Genomic DNA, 26,547 nt, shown 5'->3' on the forward strand with positions numbered 1-26,547 from the left:
CACAGGCTAATCGAGCCTATACTTTGGCAAATAGTTTTTTGATCGGCGTGCCAAAGTGCTGCGCTGTTTTATTCGCAGCCACATGCTAGCAGTACTTTCGCAAACATTTTTACTTCTGACAATTCCTAATAAATATGTCCGACACCAAACCGAGCGATCCGCCCAGCGATCCAGCCAATTCCGTTCCAGAGGGGACGTTCGAACCCCTGCCGCCAGCAGCGCCTCAAGCGGCCCAGACCGAGCCCGTTGCGGCAGCCGCCAAGGAGTCGCCGCAGCCGCAACCCGCCGCAGCTCAGCCAGAACCGGCTGCAGCCCAGCCGCATCCCGCTTTCAGGGCCGCCGGTCCGGGCGGTGACGACTCCCCTCCCTGGCCGCAAACCTGGAAGCTGATCGCGGCGCGTTTCCGCGCGCTGTCGGACAAGGCTGGCCGCCGCATGATGCAGCGGACCCTGAAGATCGGCATCTCGGCGCGCATCTTTCATCCGGAAGAAGGCGCCAAGGGCCTGCGCGGGCGCACCCTGCAATACCTGGAAGAGTCGATCGCGCAGTGGGTCATGTCGCGCAATGTGCTGGTGTTCATGATTCCTACCGTCAACACCAACGGTTTGGTCCATCCCAGTTCGATCCGCTTGCGCGACTACGCCAAGCACCTGGACGGCCTGGTGCTGCAGGGCGGCGCCGACGTCTCGCCGCAAAGCTACGCCCAGGCAGCCACCCGGCCGGAATGGGGCGGCGACCGCGTGCGCGACATGTACGAGCTGGAGCTGCTGCATGAATTCATCGAAGCCGGCAAACCAGTGCTGGGGATTTGCCGCGGTTGTCAATTGATCAATGTGGCCTTTGGCGGCACCCTGTATCAGGACATTGCCACCGATGTGCCGACCTCGATCAAGCATGTGAACGATGAATACGACCGGCTGCATCATGCGATCCAGTTTCCGCCGGGTTCCTCTCTGGCAACCTTGTTCAATACCCACGGCAGCGAGCAGAGCGAATGGGTGGTCAATTCCATCCATCACCAGGCGGTGCGCGACCTGGGGCGCGACCTGACGGTGGAAGCGATTTCCGGCAGCGACAATATCGTTGAAGCAATTCGTTACCGCAAGGCAGCTTTTGTCATGGGTTTGCAATGGCATCCGGAATTCCATCGGGCTGGCGGTCCGCAGTTGCTGGATTGCACTCCAATCCTCGATGGATTTTTAAGAGCTGCACGCGAGACGCGTTTCTGATATTATCTCGCGCCTTGGCCGGTGAAGTGTTTTTCACGCTTTTTCCCGATTCCGGCTGGGCCCGACGGCATTGCGACGGGGAAATCGAAAAAACTAAGAAATATTTAGCAGAATTCGATTTCCACAGTTGACACTCAGAGGGTGCTTTACTATAATCTGGGGTTCCCTGCGGAGAGGTGGCCGAGTGGTTAATGGCAGCAGACTGTAAATCTGCCCTCTTACGAGTACGCTGGTTCGAATCCAGCCCTCTCCACCATTTTGGGAAGAAGTAAAGCAGCAGCTGTAAAAGATAGTGCGGCGGTAGAAGTGAAGTGAGCTGAATTGAAATGATCTCGCGGGTGTAGCTCAATGGTAGAGCTGAAGCCTTCCAAGCTTATGACGAGGGTTCGATTCCCTTCACCCGCTCCAGTAGATTTTGCAAAAACAGCAAGGAAAGTAAAAATAGCAAGAACATTAAGTTGGGCGTGTTGTTAATAATCGAAGCACGCATACAGCATAGCCCTTGTAGCTCAGTGGTAGAGCACTCCCTTGGTAAGGGAGAGGCCACGTGTTCGATCCACGTCAAGGGCACCAGATTTAGTATCTCGGTTTAATTTGCGGCGCCGGCACTGGCGCCGTGAAAGTTGGATGTCACTATTGATTCGGGTTTTCAATTCGAGTTTTCAATCTGTAAGACGGTCGGGCGCTGGCCTGAACATTCTCATCAAATCTTTAGGAGTCTAAGATGGCAAAAGGCAAGTTTGAGCGGACCAAGCCGCACGTCAACGTCGGCACTATCGGCCACGTCGACCACGGCAAGACCACGCTGACAGCAGCGATCGCGACAGTATTGTCGAAGAAATTTGGCGGCGAAGCCAAAGCGTACGATCAGATTGACGCAGCGCCAGAAGAAAAAGCGCGCGGCATCACGATCAACACCGCGCACGTTGAATACGAAACTGCCAACCGCCACTACGCGCACGTTGACTGCCCAGGCCATGCTGACTATGTGAAAAACATGATCACCGGTGCCGCGCAGATGGACGGCGCGATCCTGGTTTGCTCGGCAGCTGACGGCCCAATGCCACAGACGCGCGAACACATCCTGCTGTCGCGTCAAGTTGGCGTGCCATACATCATCGTGTTCCTGAACAAGGCTGACATGGTCGACGACGAAGAATTGCTCGAGCTGGTCGAAATGGAAGTGCGCGAGCTGTTGACCAAGTACGAATTCCCAGGCGACGACCTGCCAATCATCAAGGGTTCGGCGAAGCTGGCTCTGGAAGGCGACACTGGCCCATTGGGCGAGCAAGCCATCATGGCTCTGGCTGAAGCACTGGACACTTACATCCCGACACCGGAACGTGCTGTTGACGGCGCCTTCCTGCTGCCAGTGGAAGACGTGTTCTCGATCTCCGGCCGCGGTACCGTTGTGACCGGTCGTGTTGAGCGCGGTATCGTCAAGGTTGGCGAAGCGCTGCAAATCGTTGGTATCCGCGATACGCAAGATACAACATGTACTGGCGTTGAAATGTTCCGCAAGCTGCTGGACCAAGGTCAAGCCGGCGACAACGTTGGCGTGCTGCTGCGCGGCACCAAGCGTGAAGACGTGGAGCGGGGCCAAGTGTTGGCCAAGCCAGGTTCGATCAAGCCACACAAGCATTTCACTGGCGAGATCTATGTTCTGTCGAAAGACGAAGGTGGCCGTCATACGCCTTTCTTCAACAACTATCGTCCACAGTTCTACTTCCGTACGACGGACGTGACTGGTTCGATCGAGTTGCCGAAAGACAAAGAAATGGTCATGCCAGGCGATAACGTGTCGATCACAGTCATGCTGATCAACCCAATCGCGATGGAAGAAGGCCTGCGTTTCGCGATCCGCGAAGGTGGCCGTACTGTTGGTGCAGGTGTTGTTGCCAAGATCCTGCCTGACGCGTAATTGAAATAGCAGTAATCGCCGCGACCCGGGAAAACCGGTCTCGCGGCGTTGATGTCTGATCAGCAAGCAAGAAGTTGCCGAGCGGCTGGTCAGGGAAGTGTTTTAAGCGTAGGGGTGTAGCTCAATTGGCAGAGCGCCGGTCTCCAAAACCGGAGGTTGGGGGTTCGATGCCCTCCGCCCCTGCCACCGATTCAGGTGTAGGGTACTGAAAGTAAACCGCGTATGTCTAACCACCCTGTGCAAACTGTCGGCGAATCCGGCAGCAAGCTCAAAGTAATACTGGCAGTTTTGGCTGTCGTCGCCGGCGTTGTCGGCTTTTATTTTTTGTCGGGCCAGTCTGGTCTGGTGCGCGCTGGTGCACTGGTTGCCGGTTTGGTGGCGGCAGTCGCGCTGGCATGGACTTCGACCCAAGGCCGTGAGTTCCTTGGTTTCGCCAAAGAAGCCGTGCGTGAGACAAAAAAGGTGGTCTGGCCGACCCGCAAGGAAGCGATGCAGATCACTGCCATCGTTTTCGCATTTGTGCTGGTGATGGCGATTTTCCTGTGGGGCATCGATAAGATCCTCGAAGTCTTGTTGTACGACGTGATATTGGGTTGGAAACAATAATGAGCGATAGCACACAAAACGATGCGCAAGCAACGCCGCCTGCTGTAACGCCTTCGGCGCCAGCGGGCAAAAAGCGCTGGTATGTGGTGCATGCTTATTCCGGTATGGAAAAGAGCGTGCAACGCGCGCTTACCGAGCGCATTGACCGCGCCGGAATGCAAGAACAGTTCGGCCAGATCCTGGTGCCGACTGAAGAAGTGATTGAAGTCAAGAATGGCCAGAAAGCCGTTACCGAACGTCGTTTCTTCCCAGGTTATGTCCTGGTCGAGATGGAAATGACGGACGAAACCTGGCATCTGGTAAAGAACACCAACAAGGTGACCGGTTTCATCGGCGGCAAGTCGAACAAGCCTACCCCGATTCCGCAGCATGAAGTCGACAAGATCATGCAGCAGATGCAAGATGGCATCGAGAAGCCACGGCCTAAGGTTCTGTATGAAGTCGGCGAGCTGGTGCGCATCAAGGAAGGTGCTTTCACCGATTTCAACGGCAACGTCGAAGAAGTGAATTACGAGAAATCGCGCGTACGCGTGACCGTCACCATCTTCGGCCGCGCTACGCCGGTTGAGCTGGAATTCGACAAGGTCGAAAAAGTCTAAGCGGCTCAAGCGGGTCTAAAAATAAACGCCGTTCGGAGCGTCATGGACGAAAGTCCGAGGAATCCGATGCAGTAAGAGGAGCCCTATTACATCTTCCGGTTCAACCGGGCGGATCAAAAAGGCGCTAATACTCACTTAACGTAGGAGCCATCATGGCAAAGAAAATCATTGGTTTTATCAAGCTGCAAGTTCCAGCTGGTAAAGCAAACCCATCCCCACCGATTGGTCCAGCACTGGGTCAGCGCGGTCTGAACATCATGGAATTCTGTAAGGCATTCAATGCCCAGACCCAAGGTGTTGAGCCAGGCCTGCCAATTCCAGTCGTGATCACCGCGTTCGCTGACAAGTCCTTCACATTCGTGATGAAGACGCCTCCAGCAACGATCCTGATCAAGAAGGCTGCTGGCATCACCAAGGGTTCGGCTAAGCCGCATACCGACAAAGTCGGTTCGATCACCCGTAAGCAAGCAGAAGAAATCGCTACCTTGAAGAAGCCCGATTTGACTGGTGCTGATCTGGAAGCCGGCGTTCGTACTATCGCTGGTTCTGCTCGTTCGATGGGCATCACGGTGGAGGGTCTGTAATGGCTAAGTTAACTAAACGCGCAAAAGCGATCAAAGCTAAAGTTGATCGCACCAAGGCATATCCATTCGACAGCGCTGTTGCGCTGATCAAGGAATGCGCAACTGCAAAATTCAACGAATCGATCGATGTATCCGTCCAGTTGGGCGTTGATGCAAAGAAATCGGACCAAGTGGTTCGCGGTTCCGTCGTGCTGCCAGCCGGCACCGGCAAGACCGTTCGCGTTGCAGTATTTGCTTCCGGCGAAAAAGCCGAGCAAGCTAAAGCTGCCGGCGCCGACATCGTTGGCATGGAAGACCTGGCAGAGCAAATCAAAGCCGGCAACATGCCTTTCGATATCGTGATCGCATCGCCAGATACCATGCGTATCGTTGGTACCCTGGGTCAGATCCTGGGCCCACGCGGTTTGATGCCTAATCCGAAGGTCGGTACTGTTACTCCTGACGTCGCTACCGCCGTCAAGAACGCAAAAGCCGGTCAAGTGCAATACCGTACCGACAAAGCCGGTATCGTTCACGCAACCATCGGCCGTAAATCGTTTAGCGATGCAGAACTGAAGTCCAACTTGTTGGCACTGATCGATGCATTGAGCAAAGCTAAGCCAGCCACCAGCAAGGGTGTATACCTGCGCAAGATCTCGATGTCTTCGACCATGGGCGCTGGCGTCCGTGTCGATCAATCGACTCTGGCTGCTTAAGCTGCATTGAATTAAGTCCTGCTGGCTGAAAAGCCGGCGGGCGAATCTTTGGGCTGGACCTGTATTGGCGGTAACGATACAAGTCCAGGCAATCAAAGACCGTTGGGCGGCGTCTGGCAGGAAATAAGCTGCGAGACAAAGTTAAACCGCGCAAGCAACCCAACGCAGATGGTGTACCCGAACAAGTTTTGTAGTCTCATCGCTGCGTGTTGGTTCACTCTGAGTCATGCGCAAGTTCTGAACTCCTAACTTCGGACGCCGTGTTCGAACCGATGTAAGGTAAGCAGCCATCTGCGGCTGTGTATTTTCCGAGCATCATTTTTGGAGGTTGATCTTGAGTCTCAATCTGAATGACAAAAAGGCCGTAGTCGCCGAAGTCTCTGCAAAAGTAGCTGCTGCACAGACTATCGTCGTGGCCGAATATCGTGGCATCCAGGTTGGTCACTTGACCCAACTGCGCGCTAATGCGCGTACCCAAGGTGTGTACCTGCGTGTATTGAAAAATACACTGGCACGTCGCGCCGTTGAAGGTACCGCGTTTGCCGACCTCGCCTCGCAAATGACCGGCCCGTTGATCTATTCGATCTCCGAGGATGCCGTTGCTGCTGCAAAAGTCATCAACGACTTTGCAAAAACCAACGACAAACTGGTTGTCAAGGCAGGTAACTTCGCTGGCAAGTCGCTTGATAAAGCGGCTGTGCAAGCGTTGGCAAACATTCCAAGTCGCGAAGTTCTGCTGGCCCAAGTTGTGGGCATGATGCAGATGCCGATCGCTGGATTTGTGCGTGGTTTGGCTGCTCTGGCAGCAAAGAAAGAAGCCGAAGCTGCTTAATTGCAGTTTCATGGCGCTTTCTTGGCGTTAAAACCAATCAGATGTTATTACTGTAATAAACATTTGTTTTGCGGGAAAGAGTTAAGCGTAGCGGTACTCTGTCCCCAACATATTAGGAGTAGTTCACATGGCTTTTGATAAAGATGCATTCCTGACCCAGATCGATGGTCTGACTGTTATGGAATTGAATGACCTGGTAAAGGCATTCGAAGAGAAGTTCGGCGTTTCCGCAGCTGCTGTTGCAGTTGCTGGCGGCGCAGGCGGCGGCGCTGCTGCTGTTGCTGAAGAGCAAACCGAGTTCACCGTCATGCTCAAGGGCATCGGCGCGAACAAGGTTGGCGTGATTAAGGCTGTCCGCGAAATCACCGGTCTGGGCTTGAAAGAAGCTAAAGACCTGGTTGACGGCGCACCGAAGGCAGTTAAAGAAGGCGTTTCGAAAGCCGACGCTGATGCAGCAGCCAAGAAATTGGTTGAAGCCGGCGCAGAAGCTGAAATCAAGTAATTTCAGTTTTTTTGAGCGCATTTATTGCGCTGGAGTCAAAGTGCAGAACTCTCGATTAAGAGGGTTCGGCTTTGGCTCCTTTGTCGTTTTTGATTTTGTTTAGCGCTTGTTGTTTTACTAAGCGTCCGTTGCCATCAAGCTCGAAGGGCTGAGACTTGAGGAATTGTTGGTTAAGACAGTGTAGCTAGACCATTAGTTTTGTCTAGTTTCACCAAAATATCCAGCGAATCCTGAATTCTCTATCCTTCCTGTCACTCACGGAGTGTTCAATGCACTACTCATTTACTGAGAAGAAGCGTATTCGTAAATCTTTTGCGAAACGCGCTAACGTTCACCACGTTCCGTTCCTGCTGGCGACCCAGCTCGAGTCGTATCTTGGCTTCCTGCAACAAGACAAAGTACCGTCTCAACGTAAGAATGAGGGCCTGCAATCGGCTTTCACCTCTATTTTCCCTATCGTTTCGCACAATGGTTTTGCGCGTCTCGAATTCCTGTCGTACGTGCTCGGCGATCCGCCGTTCGACGTCAAGGAATGCCAACAGCGTGGCCTGACGTTCGCGTCGCCATTGCGCGCCAAGGTGCGTCTGGTGATCCTGGACAAGGAATCGCCGACCAAGCCGGTCGTCAAGGAAATGAAAGAACAGGAAGTCTACATGGGCGAATTGCCGCTCATGACGACTACCGGTTCGTTCGTCATCAACGGCACCGAACGCGTTATCGTATCGCAGCTGCATCGTTCGCCAGGCGTGTTCTTTGAGCATGACCGCGGCAAGACGCACTCGTCCGGCAAGCTGCTGTTCTCGGCCCGTATCATTCCTTACCGCGGTTCATGGCTGGATTTCGAGTTCGACCCGAAAGACATCCTGTTCTTCCGCGTCGACCGCCGCCGCAAGATGCCTGTCACGATCCTGCTGAAAGCGATCGGCATGTCGGTCGAGCAGATCCTGGCCAACTTCTTCGTATTCGACAACTTCGCGTTGCGTAACGAAGGCGCGGAGATGGAATTCGTGGCAGAACGCCTGCGTGGCGAAGTTGCGCGTTTCGACATCACCGACAAAGCGGGCAAGGTCCTGGTCGCGAAAGACAAGCGTATCAATTCCAAGCACGTGCGTGACGTGGAAGCCGCCGGCATCAAGCATATCTCGGTACCGGAAGACTACCTGCTGGGCCGCGTCCTGGCGCGCAACATCGTTGACGGCGACACCGGCGAAGTAGTGGCCAACGCCAACGACGAGCTGACCGAAGAATTGCTGGCCAAGCTGCGTGAAGCTGACATCAGCGACATCCAGACTCTGTACACCAACGACCTGGACCAAGGTAGCTACATCTCGCAGACTCTGCGCAGCGATGACACCAACGACCAGATGGCTGCCCGCGTCGCGATCTATCGCATGATGCGTCCTGGCGAACCGCCAACCGAAGATTCGGTCGAGGCGCTGTTCAACGGCCTGTTCTACAACGCTGACCGTTACGATTTGTCGGCTGTCGGCCGCATGAAGTTCAACCGCCGTATCGGCCGCGATGAACTGACCGGCGCCATGACACTGTCGAACGACGACGTGCTGGCTGTGATCAAGATCCTGGTGGAATTGCGTAACGGCCGCGGCGAAGTGGACGATATCGATCACTTGGGCAACCGTCGTGTGCGTTGCGTCGGCGAACTGGCTGAGAATCAGTTCCGCGCTGGCCTGGTACGTGTCGAGCGTGCTGTCAAGGAACGCCTCGGCCAAGCCGAAGCGGACAACCTGATGCCGCATGACCTGATCAATTCCAAGCCGATTTCGGCTGCGATCCGTGAATTCTTCGGTTCGTCGCAGTTGTCGCAGTTTATGGACCAGACCAACCCGCTGTCGGAAATCACCCACAAGCGCCGCGTATCGGCACTTGGACCGGGCGGTCTGACCCGTGAGCGCGCTGGCTTTGAAGTGCGCGACGTGCATCCGACCCACTATGGCCGCGTCTGCCCGATCGAAACACCGGAAGGTCCGAACATTGGCCTGATCAACTCGCTGGCTCTGTATGCTCGCCTGAACGAATACGGTTTCCTCGAGACCCCGTACCGCAAGGTTGAAGACAGCAAGGTCACCGACCAGATCGACTATCTGTCGGCGATTGAAGAAGGCCGCTACATCATCGCCCAGGCGAATGCGACCATCGACAAGTCCCTGAAGCTGTCGGATGAACTGGTTTCCGCACGTGAAGCTGGTGAAACCATCCTGGTGTCGCCAGAACGCGTCCAGTACATGGACGTGGCGCCAGGCCAGGTGGTGTCGGTTGCTGCTTCGCTGATCCCGTTCCTCGAACACGATGACGCGAACCGCGCATTGATGGGCGCCAACATGCAGCGCCAGGCAGTTCCTTGCCTGCGCCCAGAGAAGGCATTGGTCGGTACCGGTATCGAACGCACCGTGGCAGTCGACTCGGGCACCACCGTGCAGGCACTGCGTGGCGGTATCGTTGATTACGTCGATGCAGGTCGTGTCGTGATTCGTGTGAATGACGAAGAAGCGACTGCCGGCGAAGTCGGTGTCGATATCTACAATCTGATCAAGTACACACGTTCGAACCAGAACACCAACATCAACCAACGGCCGATCGTGCAAGTTGGTGACCGCGTCGCCAAGCACGACGTGATCGCCGATGGCGCATCGACCGATCTGGGCGAGCTGGCTCTGGGCCAGAACATGCTGGTGGCGTTTATGCCATGGAACGGCTACAACTTCGAAGATTCGATTTTGATCTCTGAAAAAGTCGTGGCTGACGACCGCTACACGTCGATCCATATCGAAGAGTTGTCGGTGGTTGCACGCGACACCAAGCTGGGCGCTGAAGAAATCACCCGCGACATCTCCAACCTGGCCGAAAATCAGTTGGCGCGTCTGGATGAGTCCGGCATCGTCTACATCGGTGCTGAAGTTGAAGCCGGCGATACGCTGGTCGGTAAGGTGACGCCTAAGGGTGAAACCCAGCTGACGCCGGAAGAAAAGCTGCTGCGCGCGATCTTCGGTGAAAAGGCTTCTGACGTTAAAGATACGTCGCTGCGCGTGCCTTCGGGCATGGTCGGCACCGTGATCGATGTGCAAGTGTTTACCCGCGAAGGCATCCAGCGCGACAAGCGCGCACAGCAGATCATCGATGACGAACTGCAGCGCTATCGCCTGGACTTGAACGACCAGTTGCGGATTGTTGAAGGCGATGCCTTCGAGCGTCTGGAACGCATGTTGATCGGCAAGGTTGTCAACGGCGGTCCGAAGAAACTGGCCAAGGGCAGCAAGCTGACCAAGGAATACCTGGCGGACCTGGACAAATACCACTGGTTCGATATCCGCCCGGCGGACGACGATGCAGCGGTAGCGCTGGAAGCGATCAAGGAATCGATCGCCGAGAAGCGTCACCAGTTCGATCTGGCATTTGAAGAAAAGCGCAAGAAGCTGACGCAGGGCGACGAGCTGCAGCCTGGCGTACAAAAAATGGTCAAGGTTTACCTGGCTGTTAAGCGCCGCCTGCAACCTGGCGACAAGATGGCGGGTCGCCACGGTAACAAGGGTGTGGTTTCGCGCATCCTGCCGATCGAAGACATGCCGCACATGGCCGACGGTACACCGGCAGATATCGTGCTGAACCCGCTGGGCGTGCCATCGCGTATGAACATCGGTCAGGTTCTGGAAGTCCATCTGGGCTGGGCTGCCAAGGGTCTGGGCCTGCGTATCGGCGAAATGCTGAAGGCGCAAGCCAAGATTGCCGAACTGCGCAAGTTCCTGAACACGATCTACAACGAATCGGGCAAGACGGAAGATCTGGACGGCATGAGCGATGAGGAAATCTTCCATCTGGCGGACAACCTGAAGCAAGGCGTGCCATTCGCGACGCCGGTGTTTGACGGTGCGCACGAAGAGGAAATCCGCCGCATGCTGGACCTGGCTTATCCGGACGTCATCGCCAAGCAGCTGGGCATGACGCCTTCGAAGAACCAGGTCACGATGTATGACGGCCGTACCGGCGAAGCTTTCGAGCGCAATGTTACGGTCGGCTACATGCATTACCTGAAACTGCACCATCTGGTCGACGACAAGATGCATGCACGTTCTACCGGTCCTTACTCGCTGGTTACCCAGCAGCCGCTGGGTGGTAAAGCGCAGTTCGGCGGCCAGCGTTTCGGTGAGATGGAAGTTTGGGCATTGGAAGCTTACGGTGCGTCGTACGTGCTGCAGGAAATGCTGACAGTGAAGTCGGATGACGTGAACGGTCGTACCAAGGTGTATGAAAACCTGGTCAAGGGTGACCATGTGATCGACGCCGGCATGCCGGAATCCTTCAACGTGCTGTTGAAAGAAATCCGCTCGCTGGGTATTGATATGGACCTCGACCGCGAGTAATCCGAGTACAGAGAAGTAGGGTGGGCAGATTTTCTGCCCACGCGTTATCGAAGCAAGTCTTGTGTTGGACTTGACGTCACGCGTGGGCATAGCTGCCCACCCTACGCAGCAATAGTAAAGAATCTTAGTTTCTTCACGCCAACTGGAGTGATACATGAAAGCACTGCTCGATTTATTCAAGCAAGTTCAGCAAAATGAACAGTTCGACTCGATCAAGATTGGTCTGGCGTCGCCCGAAAAAATTCGTTCGTGGTCTTATGGCGAAGTAAAAAAGCCTGAAACCATCAACTACCGTACCTTCAAGCCAGAGCGCGACGGTCTGTTCTGCGCCAAGATTTTTGGCCCGATCAAAGACTACGAATGCCTCTGCGGCAAGTACAAGCGTCTGAAGCATCGCGGTGTGATCTGCGAAAAGTGCGGCGTTGAAGTCACGCTGGCCAAGGTGCGCCGTGAGCGCATGGGTCATATCGAACTGGCCTCGCCGACTGCGCATATCTGGTTCCTGAAATCGCTGCCGTCGCGTCTGGGCATGGTCCTCGACATGACCCTGCGGGATATCGAACGCGTATTGTATTTTGAAGCCTACGTCATCACTGATCCAGGCATGACGCCGCTGAAGCGTTGCCAGATCATGTCGGAAGACGACTACGCTGCCAAGTACGAAGAGTACGGCGACGATTTCACCGCATTCATGGGCGCCGAAGGCATCCGTGAGTTGCTGCGCGCGATCGATATCGACCGCGATGCGGAAACTCTGCGTCAGGAATTGAAAGAGTCAAAGTCCGAAGCCAAGATCAAGAAATACGCCAAGCGCCTGAAGGTGCTGGAAGCGTTCCAGCGTTCGGGCATCAAGCCTGACTGGATGATCATGGAAGTGTTGCCAGTACTGCCGCCTGAGTTGCGTCCGCTGGTGCCGCTGGATGGCGGCCGTTTCGCTACCTCCGACCTGAACGACCTGTATCGCCGCGTCATCAACCGTAACAACCGCCTGAAGCGCCTGATGGAATTGCGCGCTCCGGAAATCATCACCCGCAACGAAAAGCGGATGTTGCAGGAAGCGGTTGACTCGCTGCTGGACAACGGCCGTCGCGGCAAGGCAATGACTGGCGCCAACAAGCGTCCGCTGAAATCCCTGGCAGAAATGATCAAGGGTAAGGGCGGCCGTTTCCGTCAGAACTTGCTGGGTAAGCGCGTCGACTATTCCGGCCGTTCGGTGATCGTGGTGGGTCCACAACTGAAACTGCATCAATGCGGCTTGCCGAAATTGATGGCCCTGGAACTGTTCAAGCCATTCATTTTCCACAAGCTGGAAGTGATGGGCATCGCCAGTACGATCAAGGCAGCCAAGAAGGAAGTTGAAAACCAGACTTCCGTGGTGTGGGACATCCTGGAAGACGTGATCCGTGAACATCCGGTCATGTTGAACCGTGCGCCTACATTGCACCGCTTGGGTATCCAGGCGTTTGAGCCGGTCCTGATCGAAGGCAAGGCGATCCAATTGCACCCGCTGGTCTGCGCCGCATTCAACGCCGACTTTGACGGCGACCAAATGGCGGTCCACGTGCCACTGTCGATCGAAGCACAGATGGAAGCGCGCACTTTGATGCTGGCTTCCAACAACATCCTGTTCCCATCGAACGGCGAGCCGTCGATCGTGCCGTCGCAGGATATCGTGCTGGGTCTGTACTACGCCACCCGTGAGCAAATCAACGGCAAGGGCGAAGGCATGATGTTCCCTGACGTGTCGGAAGCCATCCGTGCCTACGACAACAAGGAAGTCGAGCTGACGACCCGCGTTACCGTGCGTATCACCGAGTATCCGAAGGATGCGGTGACTGGCGAATTCGTCAAGACCATCAAGCGTTACGAAACGACTGTCGGCCGTGCGATCCTGTCGGAAATCCTGCCTAAGGGCCTGCCATTCACCGTGCTGAACCGCGCGTTGAAGAAGAAGGAAATCTCGAAGCTGATCAACACATCGTTCCGTAAGTGCGGCCTGCGCGCGACGGTGGTGTTTGCCGACCAGCTGATGCAGTCCGGTTTCCGCCTGGCGACCCGCGCCGGTATCTCGATCTGCGTGGACGACATGCTGGTACCGCCGCAAAAGGCAACCATCATCGCGACTGCGGAACAAGAAGTGAAGCAGATCGAACAGCAGTACTCGTCCGGTCTGGTGACTGCAGGCGAACGCTACAACAAGGTTGTGGACATCTGGGGCAAGGCCGGCGACGACGTCGGCAAGGCGATGATGGAACAGCTGAAGGTAGAAGACGTGGTGCGCCGCGACGGCACCAAGGGCACTCAGGAATCGTTCAACGCGATTTACATGATGGCCGACTCCGGTGCGCGCGGTTCCGCTGCACAGATTCGTCAGCTGGCCGGTATGCGTGGCCTGATGGCGAAGCCGGATGGTTCGATTATCGAAACGCCGATCACCGCGAACTTCCGCGAAGGTCTGAACGTTTTGCAGTACTTTATTTCGACCCACGGTGCACGTAAAGGTCTGGCCGATACCGCGCTGAAGACAGCGAACTCGGGTTACCTGACACGTCGTCTGGTTGACGTGACCCAGGATCTGGTCGTGATCGAAGATGATTGCGGCACTTCCAACGGCGCCTCGATGAAGGCGATGGTTGAAGGCGGTGAAGTGATCGAAGCGCTGCGCGACCGTATCCTCGGCCGCGTTGCCGCCAACGATATCGTCAATCCGGAAACCCAGGGCACCCTGTACGAATCGGGTACTTTGCTGGACGAAGATGCAGTCGAAGAAATCGAACGCCTCGGCATCGATGAAGTCAAGGTCCGCACGCCGCTGACTTGCGACACACGCTACGGCCTGTGCGCGCAATGCTACGGTCGCGACCTGGGCCGCGGCACGCTGGTCAACAACGGCGAAGCAGTCGGTGTGGTTGCCGCGCAGTCGATCGGTGAGCCGGGTACCCAGCTGACCATGCGTACTTTCCACATCGGTGGTGCGGCATCGCGTTCGGCAGTGGCATCCAGTGTGGAAGCCAAGTCCAACGGTACGGTCCGCTTCACGGCGACCATGCGTTACGTGACTAACGGCAAGGGCGAACTGATCGTGATTTCCCGTTCCGGCGAAGTCCTGATCACCGACGACCACGGCCGTGAGCGCGAGCGTCATAAAGTCCCTTACGGCGCCACCCTGATCGTCAAGGATGGCTTGACCATCAAGGCTGGTACAGCGCTGGCGACATGGGATCCGCTGACCCGTCCGATCATTACCGAGTACACCGGTACCGTTCGCTTCGAGAACGTCGAAGAAGGTTCGACCGTGGCCCGTCAGATCGATGAAGTCACCGGTCTGTCGACTCTGGTGGTTATCGATGCGAAGCGTCGCGGTTCGGTTACCAAGACTGTCCGTCCACAGGTCAAACTGTTGAACGAGCAAGGCGAAGAAGTCAAGATCGCCGGTACTGAACACGCTGTGACCATCGGCTTCCAGGTTGGCGCGCTGATTACCGTGAAAGACGGTCAGCAAGTGCACGTTGGTGAAGTGCTGGCGCGTATCCCGACCGAATCGCAAAAGACACGCGATATTACCGGGGGTCTGCCGCGCGTTGCCGAGCTGTTCGAAGCACGTTCGCCGAAGGATGCCGGTATGCTGGCTGAAGTCACCGGTACTGTGGCGTTCGGTAAGGAAACCAAGGGTAAGCAACGTCTGGAAATCACAGACATGGACGGCAACAAGCACGAGTTCCTGATTACCAAGGACAAGCAAGTGCTGGTGCATGACGGCCAGGTTGTGAACAAGGGTGAAATGATTGTCGACGGCCCAGCCGATCCGCAAGACATCCTGCGCCTGTTGGGTATCGAAGCGCTGGCACGCTATATCGTCGACGAAGTCCAGGACGTGTACCGCTTGCAAGGCGTGAAGATCAACGACAAGCACATCGAAGTGATCGTGCGCCAGATGTTGCGCCGCGTTCAGATCGTTGATGCCGGCGATGCGTCTTACATCACTGGCGAGCAGGTCGAGCGTTCGGAACTGCTGGACGAAAACGATCGCGTGATTGCAGCGGGCAAGATTCCTGCAACCTACGAAAACGTATTGCTGGGTATTACCAAGGCATCGCTGTCGACCGATTCGTTCATCTCGGCCGCATCGTTCCAGGAAACCACTCGCGTGTTGACCGAAGCCGCCATCATGGGCAAGAAAGACACGCTGCGCGGCCTGAAGGAAAACGTCATCGTCGGCCGCCTGATTCCAGCCGGCACCGGTCTCGCGTTCCACCGTGCACGCAAGGAAAAAGACAGCTGGGAAGCGGAAGAGCGCACAGCATTGTTGCAATCCGAGCAGGCAGCACGCCTGGCGGCCGCGGAAGCACGCGCAGCTGAAGAGCTGGGTGCGCAGGAAAGCGGCGAAGCTTAATCCTCTTACCAGATTAGCCAATAGAATGGCAGCGGATGATATTCATCCGCTGCTTTTTTTTTGCCCGCTTGCTTTGGAACTGCCATGTACAAGCTTAAATTCAATTTCTTTCATATCGGCGACCAGATTGCCACGACCGCCATTCCGGAGAATGTGTTTCGCGCCAGCGGCCGCAAGTGCGTCATCACGCAGCCGCAGATATGGGCATTTCAGCATAATCCCTATGTGGTCTTCATGGAGGAGGCGCAAGCTGCCGAATATCCTGAAATCAGCCTGATTCCAGATTGCCGCGCCACGCAGCAGGCGCAGCACTATTTCGATAGCATGAAAAATATGACGGCCGGTTCGCAGAGCGAATACATGTGCGTGAATTTTGGCCTCAGCGATCCGGTATTGCGCCATCCGCGTCTATATCTGCACGAAGACAAGAAAATCATCCCGCATAAGGTTGTGGTGCATACCAGCGGTTCGGACCGGACCCGCGATGGCGAGCCGGCAATCAGGCATGCATCCGGAGAAGACGAGGTGCGCGTGATGTCGGACGCGGTGCTGGCGTCGATCCTTGAAAATTACCGCGATTATCAGCTGGTCCAGGTCGGCTCGCTTGCCGACAAGCCTTTGGGCGGTCACAGCATCGACATGCGCGGGCAGCATGATTACTGGCAACTGGCGGGGGAGATTGCATCCGCCGCCAAGTTCATCGGCGTCAATTCAGGCCCGATGCATATCGCCAACTGCTATCCTCGGCTTGAGAAGAGAATCGTGATGATGGAGCTGCCCCAGGAAACACTGCGTCAGTTTCGGCCTGGCGACGTACGCAACTGGCTGTTTTCCTGGGTGGATCCATCGAATATGTTTTTCAATAAACTCGATGCCGATGTCGGTCTGACCTTTTCCCACACCAAAATATAGAAGTCGCGCGAGGCTCTGCCGCTGTCTTAGTCACGCTGCTGGCGCATCGGCTTGCCGTTGTCGATCACTTCCCGGCAATCGCCCTTGAAGGTGGAGTTGTCGTAGTCGGTCCAGCCGTAGCTGTCGACGTAGCGCTTGTGCGGACGCAGCTTGCTGCTCAGGAAGCTCCAATCCAGATGCTCGTCCGGATAGCGGATGTCGGCCAGGTCGAGCAGCGAATGGAAGACGTTTTCAGTCGTCATGCGCGCACGCTTGTGGCGCTGTAGCTGGTCGACCTTGTCGGGATAGGATTGCTTATAGATGTCGGAATACCACATCAGCGCCGGAATATGGAATTCGAACTGGGTGTTGTGGCCGTGGAAGGCAATCTTGCAGCTGCCGTCGTACAAGGTCTGGCCGTGGTCTGAAAAATACATCATTGCGCTCAATTGCCTGGAATCCCGCAGCTGGCCGATGACCTGGGCCAGGAACCAGTCGACATAGCGGATCGAGTTGTCGTAGCTATTGCTTAGCGCCGGCTTGTTGGCCAGGTTGGTATAGGCCGGATGCTCGATGCCGAACAGGGAAGGCTGCCATTTATCGAATTCCTGCGGATAGCGATGGCTGTAATTCCAGTGATTGCCGAGCGTGTGCAGCACGATCAGTTTTTTCGGCGCCGGATCGGCCATGGCTTTTTGCAATTGCGGCAATAGAATCGCATCCAGATTCGAGGCATCGGTAAAGCCGCCCAGGTTCAGGAACTGCACTACATCCGCCTCGTTGGCGAAGACCGAGACCGGCGTATCGAACTTGCCATAAGACATCTGGTTCGAGATCCAGTAGGTCTTGAAACCGGCTTCCTTATAGCCGGTGATGAAAGATTTTTCGGCAAAGCCAGCCTTCAGGCTCTCAGTGGCCGGCTTGCGCGAGACCATCACCGGCACCGACAGCCGGGTAGCCGACACCGAGGTAATCACATCCGAAAAACTGACCAGGTTGCTTTCCTTGCCGAGCAGGGGATTGGTGTCGCGCTGATAGCCGTTCAGGCTCCAGCGGTCGTAGCGCGACGATTCGCCGATCACCATGACGATGATTTGCGGTGTGTTCTGATGGCTGGCTTGATGCGCGCCGAAATGGAACTGGCTGTTCTTGTGTTCGAGGTCGTCCAGATATTCCCGTTCTTTCCAGAAATCGTAGCCGCGCACCGCCAGGCCGAAGGGCCAGGTGCGGCTGACCGGCTCCGCTTCCAGCGGCGTCGCCGCCCAGCTCGGCAGCTTGCCGAAGTGCAGGCCTGGGCTGGCCGCCAGGCTGCCCTTGGCTACGCTGGCGGGCGCCTGCACGCCAACTTCCTGCCCATATAACCAGACGCATAAGCCAACAGCAAGTACTAACCAACCGAACCAGCGCGAAGGTCCTTCCAGATCCAGGTCGCGGGTGCGGCTGGCTGCCAGCCAGCTGAGCGCCCACCACAGCACGACCAGCGCAAGAACCAGCGCCAGCCACCAGATTTTGTCGCCCAGGAACTCGAGCGCTTCGCCAGGACTGGTTTCGGCAATGATGCCGAGGTGATGGGTGGAGATGCCCTGGCCGTAGAACTTGCGCAGGTAAAGCTCGGTCGGCAGCGCAAGAAAGGCTGGGATCAACAGCCAGTGAAACCAGGCGGGGCGCTTGAAAATCGACCAGATCACCAGCCAAAGCGCCATTTCGGTGGCAATGATGCGGGCCGGATGATCTACCGCCTGCCCGAACAGCAAGGGTACGAAGGGAACTAGGGACAAGGCCAGGTAGGTAACCAGCACGAACAGGTTTTTGCGGCGAAACAAGGCAGGCATCATGGTGGGGAGGATAGTTGAATCCCATTATCCCGTAAAGCTGGCGCCGGGAATCGCGCCATATGAGATATAGGCGGGCGTCGCGTTGACGGAATGGCCGATATGACAACAATCCCGCCTGCCGGACTGTTGCGTTTACGGGGTGGTGATCGCAGACAGCGGTTGACCGCCAGGCATCATAGGGATATACTCGCGGGTTCTCGATTGTAGGCTCTATGGGCCGAACGTTCTTTGGTCTGCTTCCGCTTTCTTATAGCGCGTTCCTCCTCTACTGCTGAATCGAATTGTGCGCAGGTGTTGTGCGATTCGCACGATTCCTTGCGCAAGTATCTGTCCAATCCCGGACAACCGATTTCGGGATTGTTGTTATTAACGTCGTAATTTTGTTGGATATATAACGATGCCAACCATCAATCAATTGATTCGCCAGCCGCGCGTTTCTGCGGTCGTAAAGAGCAAATCACCAGCGCTGGAAAACAGCCCGCAAAAACGCGGCGTTTGCACCCGCGTTTATACGACAACTCCAAAGAAGCCTAACTCGGCTTTGCGTAAAGTTGCCAAAGTTCGCCTGACCAACGGTTTCGAAGTCATTTCGTACATCGGCGGTGAAGGCCATAACCTGCAAGAACATAGTGTCGTGCTGTTGCGCGGCGGCCGTGTAAAAGACTTGCCGGGTGTGCGTTACCACATGGTTCGCGGTGCACTGGATACCCAGGGCGTCAAGGATCGTAAGCAAGCACGTTCGAAGTACGGTGCAAAGCGTGCTAAGGCTGCAAAGAAATAATAGTTTTCGCCAGGCGCAAGCCGAACGAATAAGTGTCGGTCCCCAATGGGCCGAGTAAGTGGGTGGCTATGATGGCTGTCCGCGAGTGTGCAGATACAAAAGATCTGTCGCTCAACTGAAGATTGAAAGGAATCGAAATGCCACGTCGTCGTGAAGTTCCCAAGCGGGAGATTCTGCCGGATCCGAAATTCGGTAATGTTGATGTTGCGAAGTTCGTCAACGTCCTGATGTTGTCCGGTAAGAAATCGGTCGCAGAAAACATCATTTACGGTGCCTTCGAGCACATTCAAGCCAAATCCGGCAAAGATCCGCTGGAAGTGTTTGCCCTTGCTATCAGCAACGCCAAACCATTGGTTGAAGTTAAGTCGCGTCGCGTTGGTGGTGCAAACTACCAGGTGCCAGTTGAAGTCCGTCCTGTCCGTCGTATGGCTTTGTCGATGCGTTGGTTGCGTGAAGCAGCTAACAAGCGCAGCGAAAAATCGATGCCGCAACGCCTGGGTGGCGAATTGCTGGAAGCCGCAGAAGGCCGCGGCGGCGCAATGAAAAAGCGTGACGAAGTTCACCGTATGGCAGAAGCGAACAAGGCGTTCTCGCACTTCCGCTTCTAATAGACTGGGCAGCCGGCTCCCTGAATCGAGCCGCTGTCCGCATCTGAAATTTGTTCGAGCCGAGCGCATATTTTTATCAAAAATGGCGCTCGGTTTCGTGCATTAAAAGACTTAGGATTAAATCATGGCTCGCAAGACCCCCATTGAGCGCTATCGCAATATCGGTATCTCCGCTCACATCGATGCAGGTAAAACCACGACTACAGAACGCGTTCTGTTTTATACCGGTGTGAATCACAAAATCGGTGAAGTGCATGATGGCGCGGCCACCATGGACTGGATGGAGCAGGAACAAGAGCGTGGCATCACGATCACTTCCGCTGCGACCACCTGTTTCTGGAAGGGCATGGCGGGTAACTTCCAGCCTCACCACATCAACATCATCGACACACCGGGCCACGTTGACTTTACGATTGAAGTTGAGCGCTCGATGCGTGTTCTGGACGGCGCCTGCATGGTTTACTGTGCAGTCGGCGGCGTGCAGCCACAGTCGGAAACAGTGTGGCGTCAAGCTAACAAGTACAAGGTTCCACGTCTGGCGTTCGTCAACAAGATGGACCGCACCGGCGCGAACTTCTTCAAGGTTTTCGAGCAGATGCGCGCTCGCCTGAAGGCTAACCCGGTTCCTATGCAAGTACCTATCGGTGCTGAAGACAAGTTCGAAGGCGTGATCGACCTGGTCAAGATGAAGGCGATCTACTGGCACGACGATACCCAAGGCATGACTTTCGACTACCGTGAAATCCCTGCTGAGCTGGCTGCCGAAGCCGCCAAGTGGCGCGAAAACATGGTCGAAGCCGCTGCTGAAGCATCGGAAGAGCTGATGAACAAGTACCTGGAAGAAGGCGACCTGACTGAAGCCGAAATCAAGGCTGCGATCCGTCAGCGTACCTTGGCCAGCGAAATCGTGCCGATGATGTGCGGCACTGCGTTCAAGAACAAGGGCGTGCAAGCGATGCTGGACGGCGTGGTTGAATACCTGCCATCGCCATCCGACATTCCTCCAGTCCCAGGCCTGGATGAAGACGATGAGCCTATCGTGCGTAAAGCCGAAGACACCGAGAAATTCTCGGCGTTGGCGTTCAAGATCGCAACCGACCCGTTCGTTGGTCAGCTGTGCTTCGTGCGTTGCTACTCGGGTACTTTGAATTCGGGCGATACAGTCCTGAACTCGGTCAAGGCGAAGAAAGAGCGTATCGGCCGTATCGTGCAGATGCATGCTAACCAGCGCGAAGAAATCAAGGAAGTGCTGGCAGGCGACATCGCCGCTGTGGTTGGTCTGAAAGACACGACAACCGGTGACACCTTGTGCGATCCGGCAGCATTCGTGATCCTGGAGCGCATGATATTCCCTGAGCCGGTGATTTCGCAGGCTGTCGAGCCTAAGACCAAGGCTGACCAGGAAAAAATGGGCCTGGCGCTGAACCGCCTGGCAGCAGAAGATCCTTCTTTCCGTGTCCGCACTGATGAAGAATCGGGTCAGACCATCATCGCCGGTATGGGCGAGTTGCATCTGGACATTATCGTCGATCGTATGAAGCGTGAATTCAACGTTGAAGCGACTGTCGGTAAGCCACAAGTTGCGTATCGTGAAACGATCCGCAAGACTTGCGAAGAAATCGAAGGCAAGTTCGTCAAGCAATCCGGTGGTCGTGGTCAATACGGTCACGTGGTTCTGAAGATCGAACCGCAAGAACCAGGCAAGGGCTTTGAGTTCGTCGACGCGATCAAGGGTGGTACCGTTCCACGCGAATACATCCCTGCAGTTGAAAAGGGTGTCCGTGAAACATTGAACACCGGCGTCCTGGCCGGCTACCCAGTGGTAGACGTCAAGGTAACCCTGTTCTTCGGTTCTTACCATGACGTTGACTCGAACGAAAATGCGTTCCGCATGGCCGCTTCGATGGCGTTCAAGGACGGCTGCCGTAAAGCCAGCCCGGTTATTCTGGAGCCAATGATGGCTGTTGAAGTCGAAACTCCGGAAGACTACGCTGGTACCGTGATGGGCGATCTGTCGTCGCGTCGCGGCATGGTGCAAGGCATGGATGAAATCGCCGGCGGTGGCGGCAAGATCATCAAGGCCGAAGTGCCTCTGTCGGAAATGTTTGGTTACTCGACTTCGTTGCGTTCGGCTACACAAGGCCGTGCAACCTACTCGATGGAATTCAAGCACTACTCCGAAGCGCCGAAGAACGTTATCGATGCAATCGTAACGTCCAAAGCCAAGTAATCTAGCAAGTAACCCTTGTCCGCCACGAGCGGGCAAGGGCTGAAATGTTTCACTCATTGTTTAACGACATCGTTCTTTTTGAAGGAAGAATAAAATGGCAAAAGGTAAATTCGAGCGGACCAAGCCGCACGTCAACGTCGGCACTATCGGCCACGTCGACCACGGCAAGACCACGCTGACAGCAGCGATCGCGACAGTATTGTCGAAGAAATTTGGCGGCGAAGCCAAAGCGTACGATCAGATTGACGCAGCGCCAGAAGAAAAAGCGCGCGGCATCACGATCAACACCGCGCACGTTGAATACGAAACTGCCAACCGCCACTACGCGCACGTTGACTGCCCAGGCCATGCTGACTATGTGAAAAACATGATCACCGGTGCCGCGCAGATGGACGGCGCGATCCTGGTTTGCTCGGCAGCTGACGGCCCAATGCCACAGACGCGCGAACACATCCTGCTGTCGCGTCAAGTTGGCGTGCCATACATCATCGTGTTCCTGAACAAGGCTGACATGGTCGACGACGAAGAATTGCTCGAGCTGGTCGAAATGGAAGTGCGCGAGCTGTTGACCAAGTACGAATTCCCAGGCGACGACCTGCCAATCATCAAGGGTTCGGCGAAGCTGGCTCTGGAAGGCGACACTGGCCCATTGGGCGAGCAAGCCATCATGGCTCTGGCTGAAGCACTGGACACTTACATCCCGACACCGGAACGTGCTGTTGACGGCGCCTTCCTGCTGCCAGTGGAAGACGTGTTCTCGATCTCCGGCCGCGGTACCGTTGTGACCGGTCGTGTTGAGCGCGGTATCGTCAAGGTTGGCGAAGCGCTGCAAATCGTTGGTATCCGCGATACGCAAGATACAACATGTACTGGCGTTGAAATGTTCCGCAAGCTGCTGGACCAAGGTCAAGCCGGCGACAACGTTGGCGTGCTGCTGCGCGGCACCAAGCGTGAAGACGTGGAGCGGGGCCAAGTGTTGGCCAAGCCAGGTTCGATCAAGCCACACAAGCATTTCACTGGCGAGATCTATGTTCTGTCGAAAGACGAAGGTGGCCGTCATACGCCTTTCTTCAACAACTATCGTCCACAGTTCTACTTCCGTACGACGGACGTGACTGGTTCGATCGAGTTGCCGAAAGACAAAGAAATGGTCATGCCAGGCGATAACGTGTCGATCACAGTCATGCTGATCAACCCAATCGCGATGGAAGAAGGTCTGCGTTTCGCAATCCGCGAAGGTGGCCGTACTGTTGGTGCAGGCGTTGTTGCCAAGATCCTGCCTGACGCGTAATAAGTCGAATTGTTGCGGGACAGAGGCACACGGCGAGTGTTTAAGAGCCGCCGAAGCGCGGCGAATTACACTATCCGTGCGACTCTGTCCCCAACTGATTAGTTTTATATACCGTGGGTGGTTGTCATCCGCGGTTCGTTCTTTTAAGGAAAATCATGTCAGCTCCTAACCAAAAAATCCGCATCCGCCTGAAGGCGTTCGACTACAAACTGATCGACCAGTCGGCTCAGGAAATCGTTGATACAGCCAAGCGCACCGGCGCCGTTGTCAAGGGTCCAGTACCACTGCCGACACGTATCCAGCGTTTTGACGTATTGCGTTCGCCGCACGTCAACAAGACTTCGCGCGACCAGTTCGAAATCCGTACCCACCAGCGTCTGATGGACATCGTTGACCCAACCGACAAGACTGTCGATGCGTTGATGAAGCTGGACCTGCCAGCCGGCGTGGACGTGGAAATCAAGCTGCAGTAATAAATTCGCAACAGCAAGATAATTGTGGGACAGAGTTTAGGAGCCACCGAAGCGTGGCGAATTACTCTGTCCCCAACTATTTATAAGGTGTTGTAAATCAGCCTTAACCGCTGAATCTTTGACATACCACGACAAAGATGGTCTTGCAAATAAAAATTTACGCGGTTATACTGATCGGCTTCGGTGCGATTGCCGGCGGTTTTCGTCTTTGCAATCGTGCTTATTTTAGTTGTACAAACATCAGCCCTGCCCAATCGTAGGCGGGAATGGAGAAAAACAATGAGCTTAGGCCTTGTTGGTCGCAAGGTTGGCATGATGCGCATCTTCACGGAAGATGGGGATTCAATCCCAGTAACCGTGTTGGACGTGTCGAACAACCGCGTGACCCAAATCAAAACGCCTGAAACAGACGGTTATACCGCTGTTCAAGTTGCATTCGGTTCGCGTCGCGCTTCACGCGTGACTAAAGCCGCCGCTGGTCACTACGCCAAAGCTGGCGTCGAGGCTGGTACCATCCTCAGAGAATTCCGCATTGATTCAACCAAGGCTTCCGAGCTGAAGGCCGGCGAAGTTATCGCTGCCAGCCTGTTCGAAGTCGGTCAAAAGGTTGACGTTCAAGGTGTCTCGATCGGTAAAGGTTACGCTGGTACCATCAAGCGTCACAACTTTGCATCCGGTCGTGCCAGCCACGGTAACTCCCGTTCGCACAATGTCCCAGGTTCCATCGGTATGGCGCAGGATCCAGGTCGCGTTTTCCCTGGTAAGCGCATGACCGGTCACATGGGTGACGTCACTGTAACCACGCAAAACCTCGAAATCGCACGTGTTGACGCTGAGCGCCAACTGCTGCTGGTCAAGGGCGCGGTTCCAGGTGCTAAGAACGGCCAAGTCGTGGTCAGCCCTGCGATCAAAATCAAAGCTAAGAAGGGAGCCTAATTCATGGAACTCAAGCTCCTGAATGACCAAGGTCAAGCTGCTTCGAACGTTGCTGCTCCGGATACCATTTTCGGCCGCGACTACAACGAAGCTCTGATTCACCAGGTCGTAGTTGCTTACCAGGCTAACGCTCGCAGCGGTAACCGTAAGCAAAAAGACCGTGAAGAAGTTCATCACACGACTAAGAAGCCATGGCGCCAAAAGGGTACTGGCCGCGCTCGTGCTGGTATGTCGTCCTCGCCACTGTGGCGCGGCGGTGGTCGAATTTTCCCGAACTCGCCGGATGAGAACTTCACCCACAAAGTAAACAAGAAGATGTATCGCGCAGGTCTCTGCTCGATTCTGTCGCAGTTGGCACGCGAAGGTCGTCTGTCGGTCGTCGAGAATTTCTCGGTCGAAGCGCCAAAGACCAAGTTGCTGTCGCAAAAGCTGAAGACCATGGGTCTGGATTCCGTGTTGGTGATTACCGACAACCTGGAAGAAAACCTGTTGTTGGCGTCGCGTAACCTGCCAGGCTTCCTGGTATGTGAGCCACGTCACGCTGATCCAGTATCGCTTGTGTTCTACAAGAAGATCCTGATCACCAAGCTGGCTTTGGCGAAGATTGAGGAGATGCTGGCATGAACGCAATTAAACATAGCGAAGAACGCTTGATGAAAGTGTTGCTGGCGCCGGTGATTTCCGAAAAGGCAACGATGGTTGCGGAGAAGAACGAGCAAGTCGTTTTCCGTATCGCACCAGACGCTACCAAGCTGGAAGTCAAGGCTGCTGTTGAGCTGCTCTTCAAAGTTCAGGTTGAATCGGTGCAAGTTGCCAATCGCCAGGGTAAGCAAAAGCGTAGCGGCAAGACCATGGGTCGCCGCAACCACACCCGCCGCGCATTCGTATGCTTGAAGCCGGGTCAAGAGATCAACTTCACCGAGGAGGCTAAATAATGGCACTCGTTAAAGTTAAACCAACCTCGCCGGGCCGCCGTGGCATGGTCAAGGTCGTTAATCCCGACCTGTACAAAGGCCGTCCATTCGCAGCCCTGGTTGAGAAGAAATCGAAAACAGCCGGTCGTAACAACAACGGCCATATCACTACTCGCCACATCGGCGGTGGTCATAAGCAACATTACCGCCTGATCGACTTCAAGCGCACCAAGGATGGCATTCCTGCGAAAGTGGAACGTATCGAATACGATCCAAACCGCACCGCGAATATCGCCCTGTTGTGCTACGCCGACGGCGAACGTCACTACATCATCGCCACTAAAGGCATGGCTGTAGGCGACCAGGTAATGAGCGGCTCGGAAGCGCCGATCAAATCCGGCAACTGCCTGCCAATCCGCAACATTCCGGTTGGTACGATTCTGCATTGCGTCGAAATGCTGCCAGGTAAGGGTGCCCAAATGGCCCGTACCGCCGGCGCCGGCGTTGTGCTGATGGCTCGTGAAGGTACTTACGCTCAGATTCGTTTGCGCTCCGGTGAAGTTCGCCGCGTGCACATCGAATGCCGCGCTACCGTAGGTGAAGTCGGCAATGCCGAACACAGCCTGCGCAAGATCGGTAAAGCGGGTGCGATGCGTTGGCGTGGTGTTCGTCCTACCGTTCGCGGTGTGGTCATGAACCCGGTCGACCATCCTCACGGTGGTGGTGAAGGTAAGACCGCAGCTGGTCGTCATCCAGTTTCGCCATGGGGTCAACAGACTAAGGGTAAGAAGACACGCAGCAACAAGCGTACTACTTCCATGATCGTCTCGCGCCGTGGCAAGAAATAAGGG

21 protein-coding genes and 4 tRNA genes are annotated in these 26,547 nt (G+C 55.5%); 24 read left to right on the top strand and 1 reads right to left on the bottom strand.

What is annotated here, in order from left to right:
- The first annotated feature begins 134 nt into the window (after positions 1 to 134).
- The 15 genes from AC07V8_RS12470 (at position 135) to AC07V8_RS12540 (ending at position 16,649) form a co-directional block, all read left to right on the top strand.
- Positions 135 to 1,229 carry a gamma-glutamyl-gamma-aminobutyrate hydrolase family protein gene (locus AC07V8_RS12470; protein ID WP_494678675.1) on the top strand — a complete coding sequence of 365 codons (1,095 nt, stop codon included), beginning with the start codon at positions 135 to 137 and terminating at the stop codon, positions 1,227 to 1,229.
- A gap of 170 nt (positions 1,230 to 1,399) precedes the next feature.
- Positions 1,400 to 1,485, top strand: a tRNA-Tyr gene (locus AC07V8_RS12475).
- Positions 1,486 to 1,563: 78 nt separating this feature from the next.
- Positions 1,564 to 1,637 (top strand) — tRNA-Gly (locus tag AC07V8_RS12480).
- A 90-nt stretch (positions 1,638 to 1,727) separates the two neighbouring features.
- Positions 1,728 to 1,802, top strand: a tRNA-Thr gene (locus AC07V8_RS12485).
- A 151-nt stretch (positions 1,803 to 1,953) separates the two neighbouring features.
- Positions 1,954 to 3,150 (top strand): elongation factor Tu, encoded by a 1,197-nt coding sequence (gene tuf, locus AC07V8_RS12490; protein ID WP_061532011.1) that lies wholly within the window; start codon positions 1,954 to 1,956, stop codon positions 3,148 to 3,150.
- Positions 3,151 to 3,260: 110 nt separating this feature from the next.
- Positions 3,261 to 3,336 (top strand) — tRNA-Trp (locus tag AC07V8_RS12495).
- Between the two features lie 36 nt (positions 3,337 to 3,372).
- On the top strand, positions 3,373 to 3,756 hold the full coding sequence (gene secE, locus AC07V8_RS12500) for a preprotein translocase subunit SecE (protein WP_098495071.1): 384 nt from the start codon (positions 3,373 to 3,375) through the stop codon (positions 3,754 to 3,756).
- Positions 3,756 to 4,355 carry a transcription termination/antitermination protein NusG gene (nusG, locus tag AC07V8_RS12505; protein ID WP_061936347.1) on the top strand — a complete coding sequence of 200 codons (600 nt, stop codon included), beginning with the start codon at positions 3,756 to 3,758 and terminating at the stop codon, positions 4,353 to 4,355. Before secE ends, nusG begins: the two co-directional genes overlap by 1 nt.
- A 152-nt stretch (positions 4,356 to 4,507) precedes the next feature.
- Complete coding sequence (rplK, locus tag AC07V8_RS12510; RefSeq protein WP_038484621.1) at positions 4,508 to 4,939, top strand: 50S ribosomal protein L11; 432 nt, start codon at positions 4,508 to 4,510, stop codon at positions 4,937 to 4,939.
- A complete protein-coding gene (rplA, locus tag AC07V8_RS12515; RefSeq protein ID WP_211442988.1) occupies positions 4,939 to 5,634 on the top strand; it encodes a 50S ribosomal protein L1 in 696 nt (231 codons plus the stop codon). Before rplK ends, rplA begins: the two co-directional genes overlap by 1 nt.
- Before the next feature lie 334 nt (positions 5,635 to 5,968).
- Positions 5,969 to 6,466: a 50S ribosomal protein L10 gene (rplJ, locus tag AC07V8_RS12520; protein ID WP_494678673.1), complete on the top strand. Its 498-nt coding sequence runs from the start codon at positions 5,969 to 5,971 to the stop codon at positions 6,464 to 6,466.
- A 127-nt stretch (positions 6,467 to 6,593) separates the two neighbouring features.
- Positions 6,594 to 6,968, top strand: a complete 375-nt coding sequence (rplL, locus tag AC07V8_RS12525) for a 50S ribosomal protein L7/L12 (RefSeq protein WP_092360178.1) — start codon at positions 6,594 to 6,596, stop codon at positions 6,966 to 6,968.
- 269 nt (positions 6,969 to 7,237) lie between these two features.
- The gene (gene rpoB / locus AC07V8_RS12530; RefSeq protein ID WP_494678672.1) at positions 7,238 to 11,344 is read left to right on the top strand and encodes a DNA-directed RNA polymerase subunit beta; all 4,107 of its coding nucleotides are present in this window, start codon (positions 7,238 to 7,240) and stop codon (positions 11,342 to 11,344) included.
- A 154-nt stretch (positions 11,345 to 11,498) separates the two neighbouring features.
- Positions 11,499 to 15,737, top strand: a complete 4,239-nt coding sequence (gene rpoC / locus AC07V8_RS12535) for a DNA-directed RNA polymerase subunit beta' (RefSeq protein ID WP_494678671.1) — start codon at positions 11,499 to 11,501, stop codon at positions 15,735 to 15,737.
- A gap of 84 nt (positions 15,738 to 15,821) precedes the next feature.
- Complete coding sequence (locus AC07V8_RS12540; protein ID WP_494678670.1) at positions 15,822 to 16,649, top strand: glycosyltransferase family 9 protein; 828 nt, start codon at positions 15,822 to 15,824, stop codon at positions 16,647 to 16,649.
- 26 nt (positions 16,650 to 16,675) lie between these two features.
- Here the strand turns inward: AC07V8_RS12540 and AC07V8_RS12545 are convergent, their stop codons facing one another.
- Positions 16,676 to 18,460, bottom strand: a complete 1,785-nt coding sequence (locus AC07V8_RS12545) for a phosphoethanolamine transferase (protein ID WP_494678698.1) — start codon at positions 18,458 to 18,460, stop codon at positions 16,676 to 16,678.
- A 400-nt stretch (positions 18,461 to 18,860) separates the two neighbouring features.
- On the opposite strand from AC07V8_RS12545, the gene rpsL reads away from it, so the two are divergent.
- The 9 genes from rpsL (at position 18,861) to rplB (ending at position 26,544) form a co-directional block, all read left to right on the top strand.
- Positions 18,861 to 19,244 (top strand): 30S ribosomal protein S12, encoded by a 384-nt coding sequence (rpsL, locus tag AC07V8_RS12550; protein WP_014004389.1) that lies wholly within the window; start codon positions 18,861 to 18,863, stop codon positions 19,242 to 19,244.
- Positions 19,245 to 19,381: 137 nt separating this feature from the next.
- Entirely contained in the window at positions 19,382 to 19,852 is a 471-nt protein-coding gene (gene rpsG, locus AC07V8_RS12555; RefSeq protein WP_014004390.1) for a 30S ribosomal protein S7, read from the top strand.
- A 124-nt stretch (positions 19,853 to 19,976) separates the two neighbouring features.
- Positions 19,977 to 22,082 (top strand): elongation factor G, encoded by a 2,106-nt coding sequence (gene fusA / locus AC07V8_RS12560; protein WP_494678669.1) that lies wholly within the window; start codon positions 19,977 to 19,979, stop codon positions 22,080 to 22,082.
- Between the two features lie 94 nt (positions 22,083 to 22,176).
- The gene (gene tuf / locus AC07V8_RS12565; protein ID WP_061532011.1) at positions 22,177 to 23,373 is read left to right on the top strand and encodes an elongation factor Tu; all 1,197 of its coding nucleotides are present in this window, start codon (positions 22,177 to 22,179) and stop codon (positions 23,371 to 23,373) included.
- 155 nt (positions 23,374 to 23,528) lie between these two features.
- Entirely contained in the window at positions 23,529 to 23,846 is a 318-nt protein-coding gene (gene rpsJ / locus AC07V8_RS12570; protein WP_038484649.1) for a 30S ribosomal protein S10, read from the top strand.
- Between the two features lie 279 nt (positions 23,847 to 24,125).
- Positions 24,126 to 24,782 (top strand): 50S ribosomal protein L3, encoded by a 657-nt coding sequence (gene rplC, locus AC07V8_RS12575; protein ID WP_041741096.1) that lies wholly within the window; start codon positions 24,126 to 24,128, stop codon positions 24,780 to 24,782.
- A gap of 3 nt (positions 24,783 to 24,785) precedes the next feature.
- On the top strand, positions 24,786 to 25,406 hold the full coding sequence (rplD, locus tag AC07V8_RS12580; RefSeq protein ID WP_014004394.1) for a 50S ribosomal protein L4: 621 nt from the start codon (positions 24,786 to 24,788) through the stop codon (positions 25,404 to 25,406).
- Positions 25,403 to 25,717, top strand: coding sequence for a 50S ribosomal protein L23 (rplW, locus tag AC07V8_RS12585; protein ID WP_061936375.1), 315 nt, complete (start codon positions 25,403 to 25,405; stop codon positions 25,715 to 25,717). Before rplD ends, rplW begins: the two co-directional genes overlap by 4 nt.
- A complete protein-coding gene (rplB, locus tag AC07V8_RS12590) occupies positions 25,717 to 26,544 on the top strand; it encodes a 50S ribosomal protein L2 (protein ID WP_038484661.1) in 828 nt (275 codons plus the stop codon). Before rplW ends, rplB begins: the two co-directional genes overlap by 1 nt.
- Positions 26,545 to 26,547 lie beyond the last annotated feature (3 nt).

The organism is Collimonas sp. GW821-FHT02H07 (assembly GCF_059421505.1).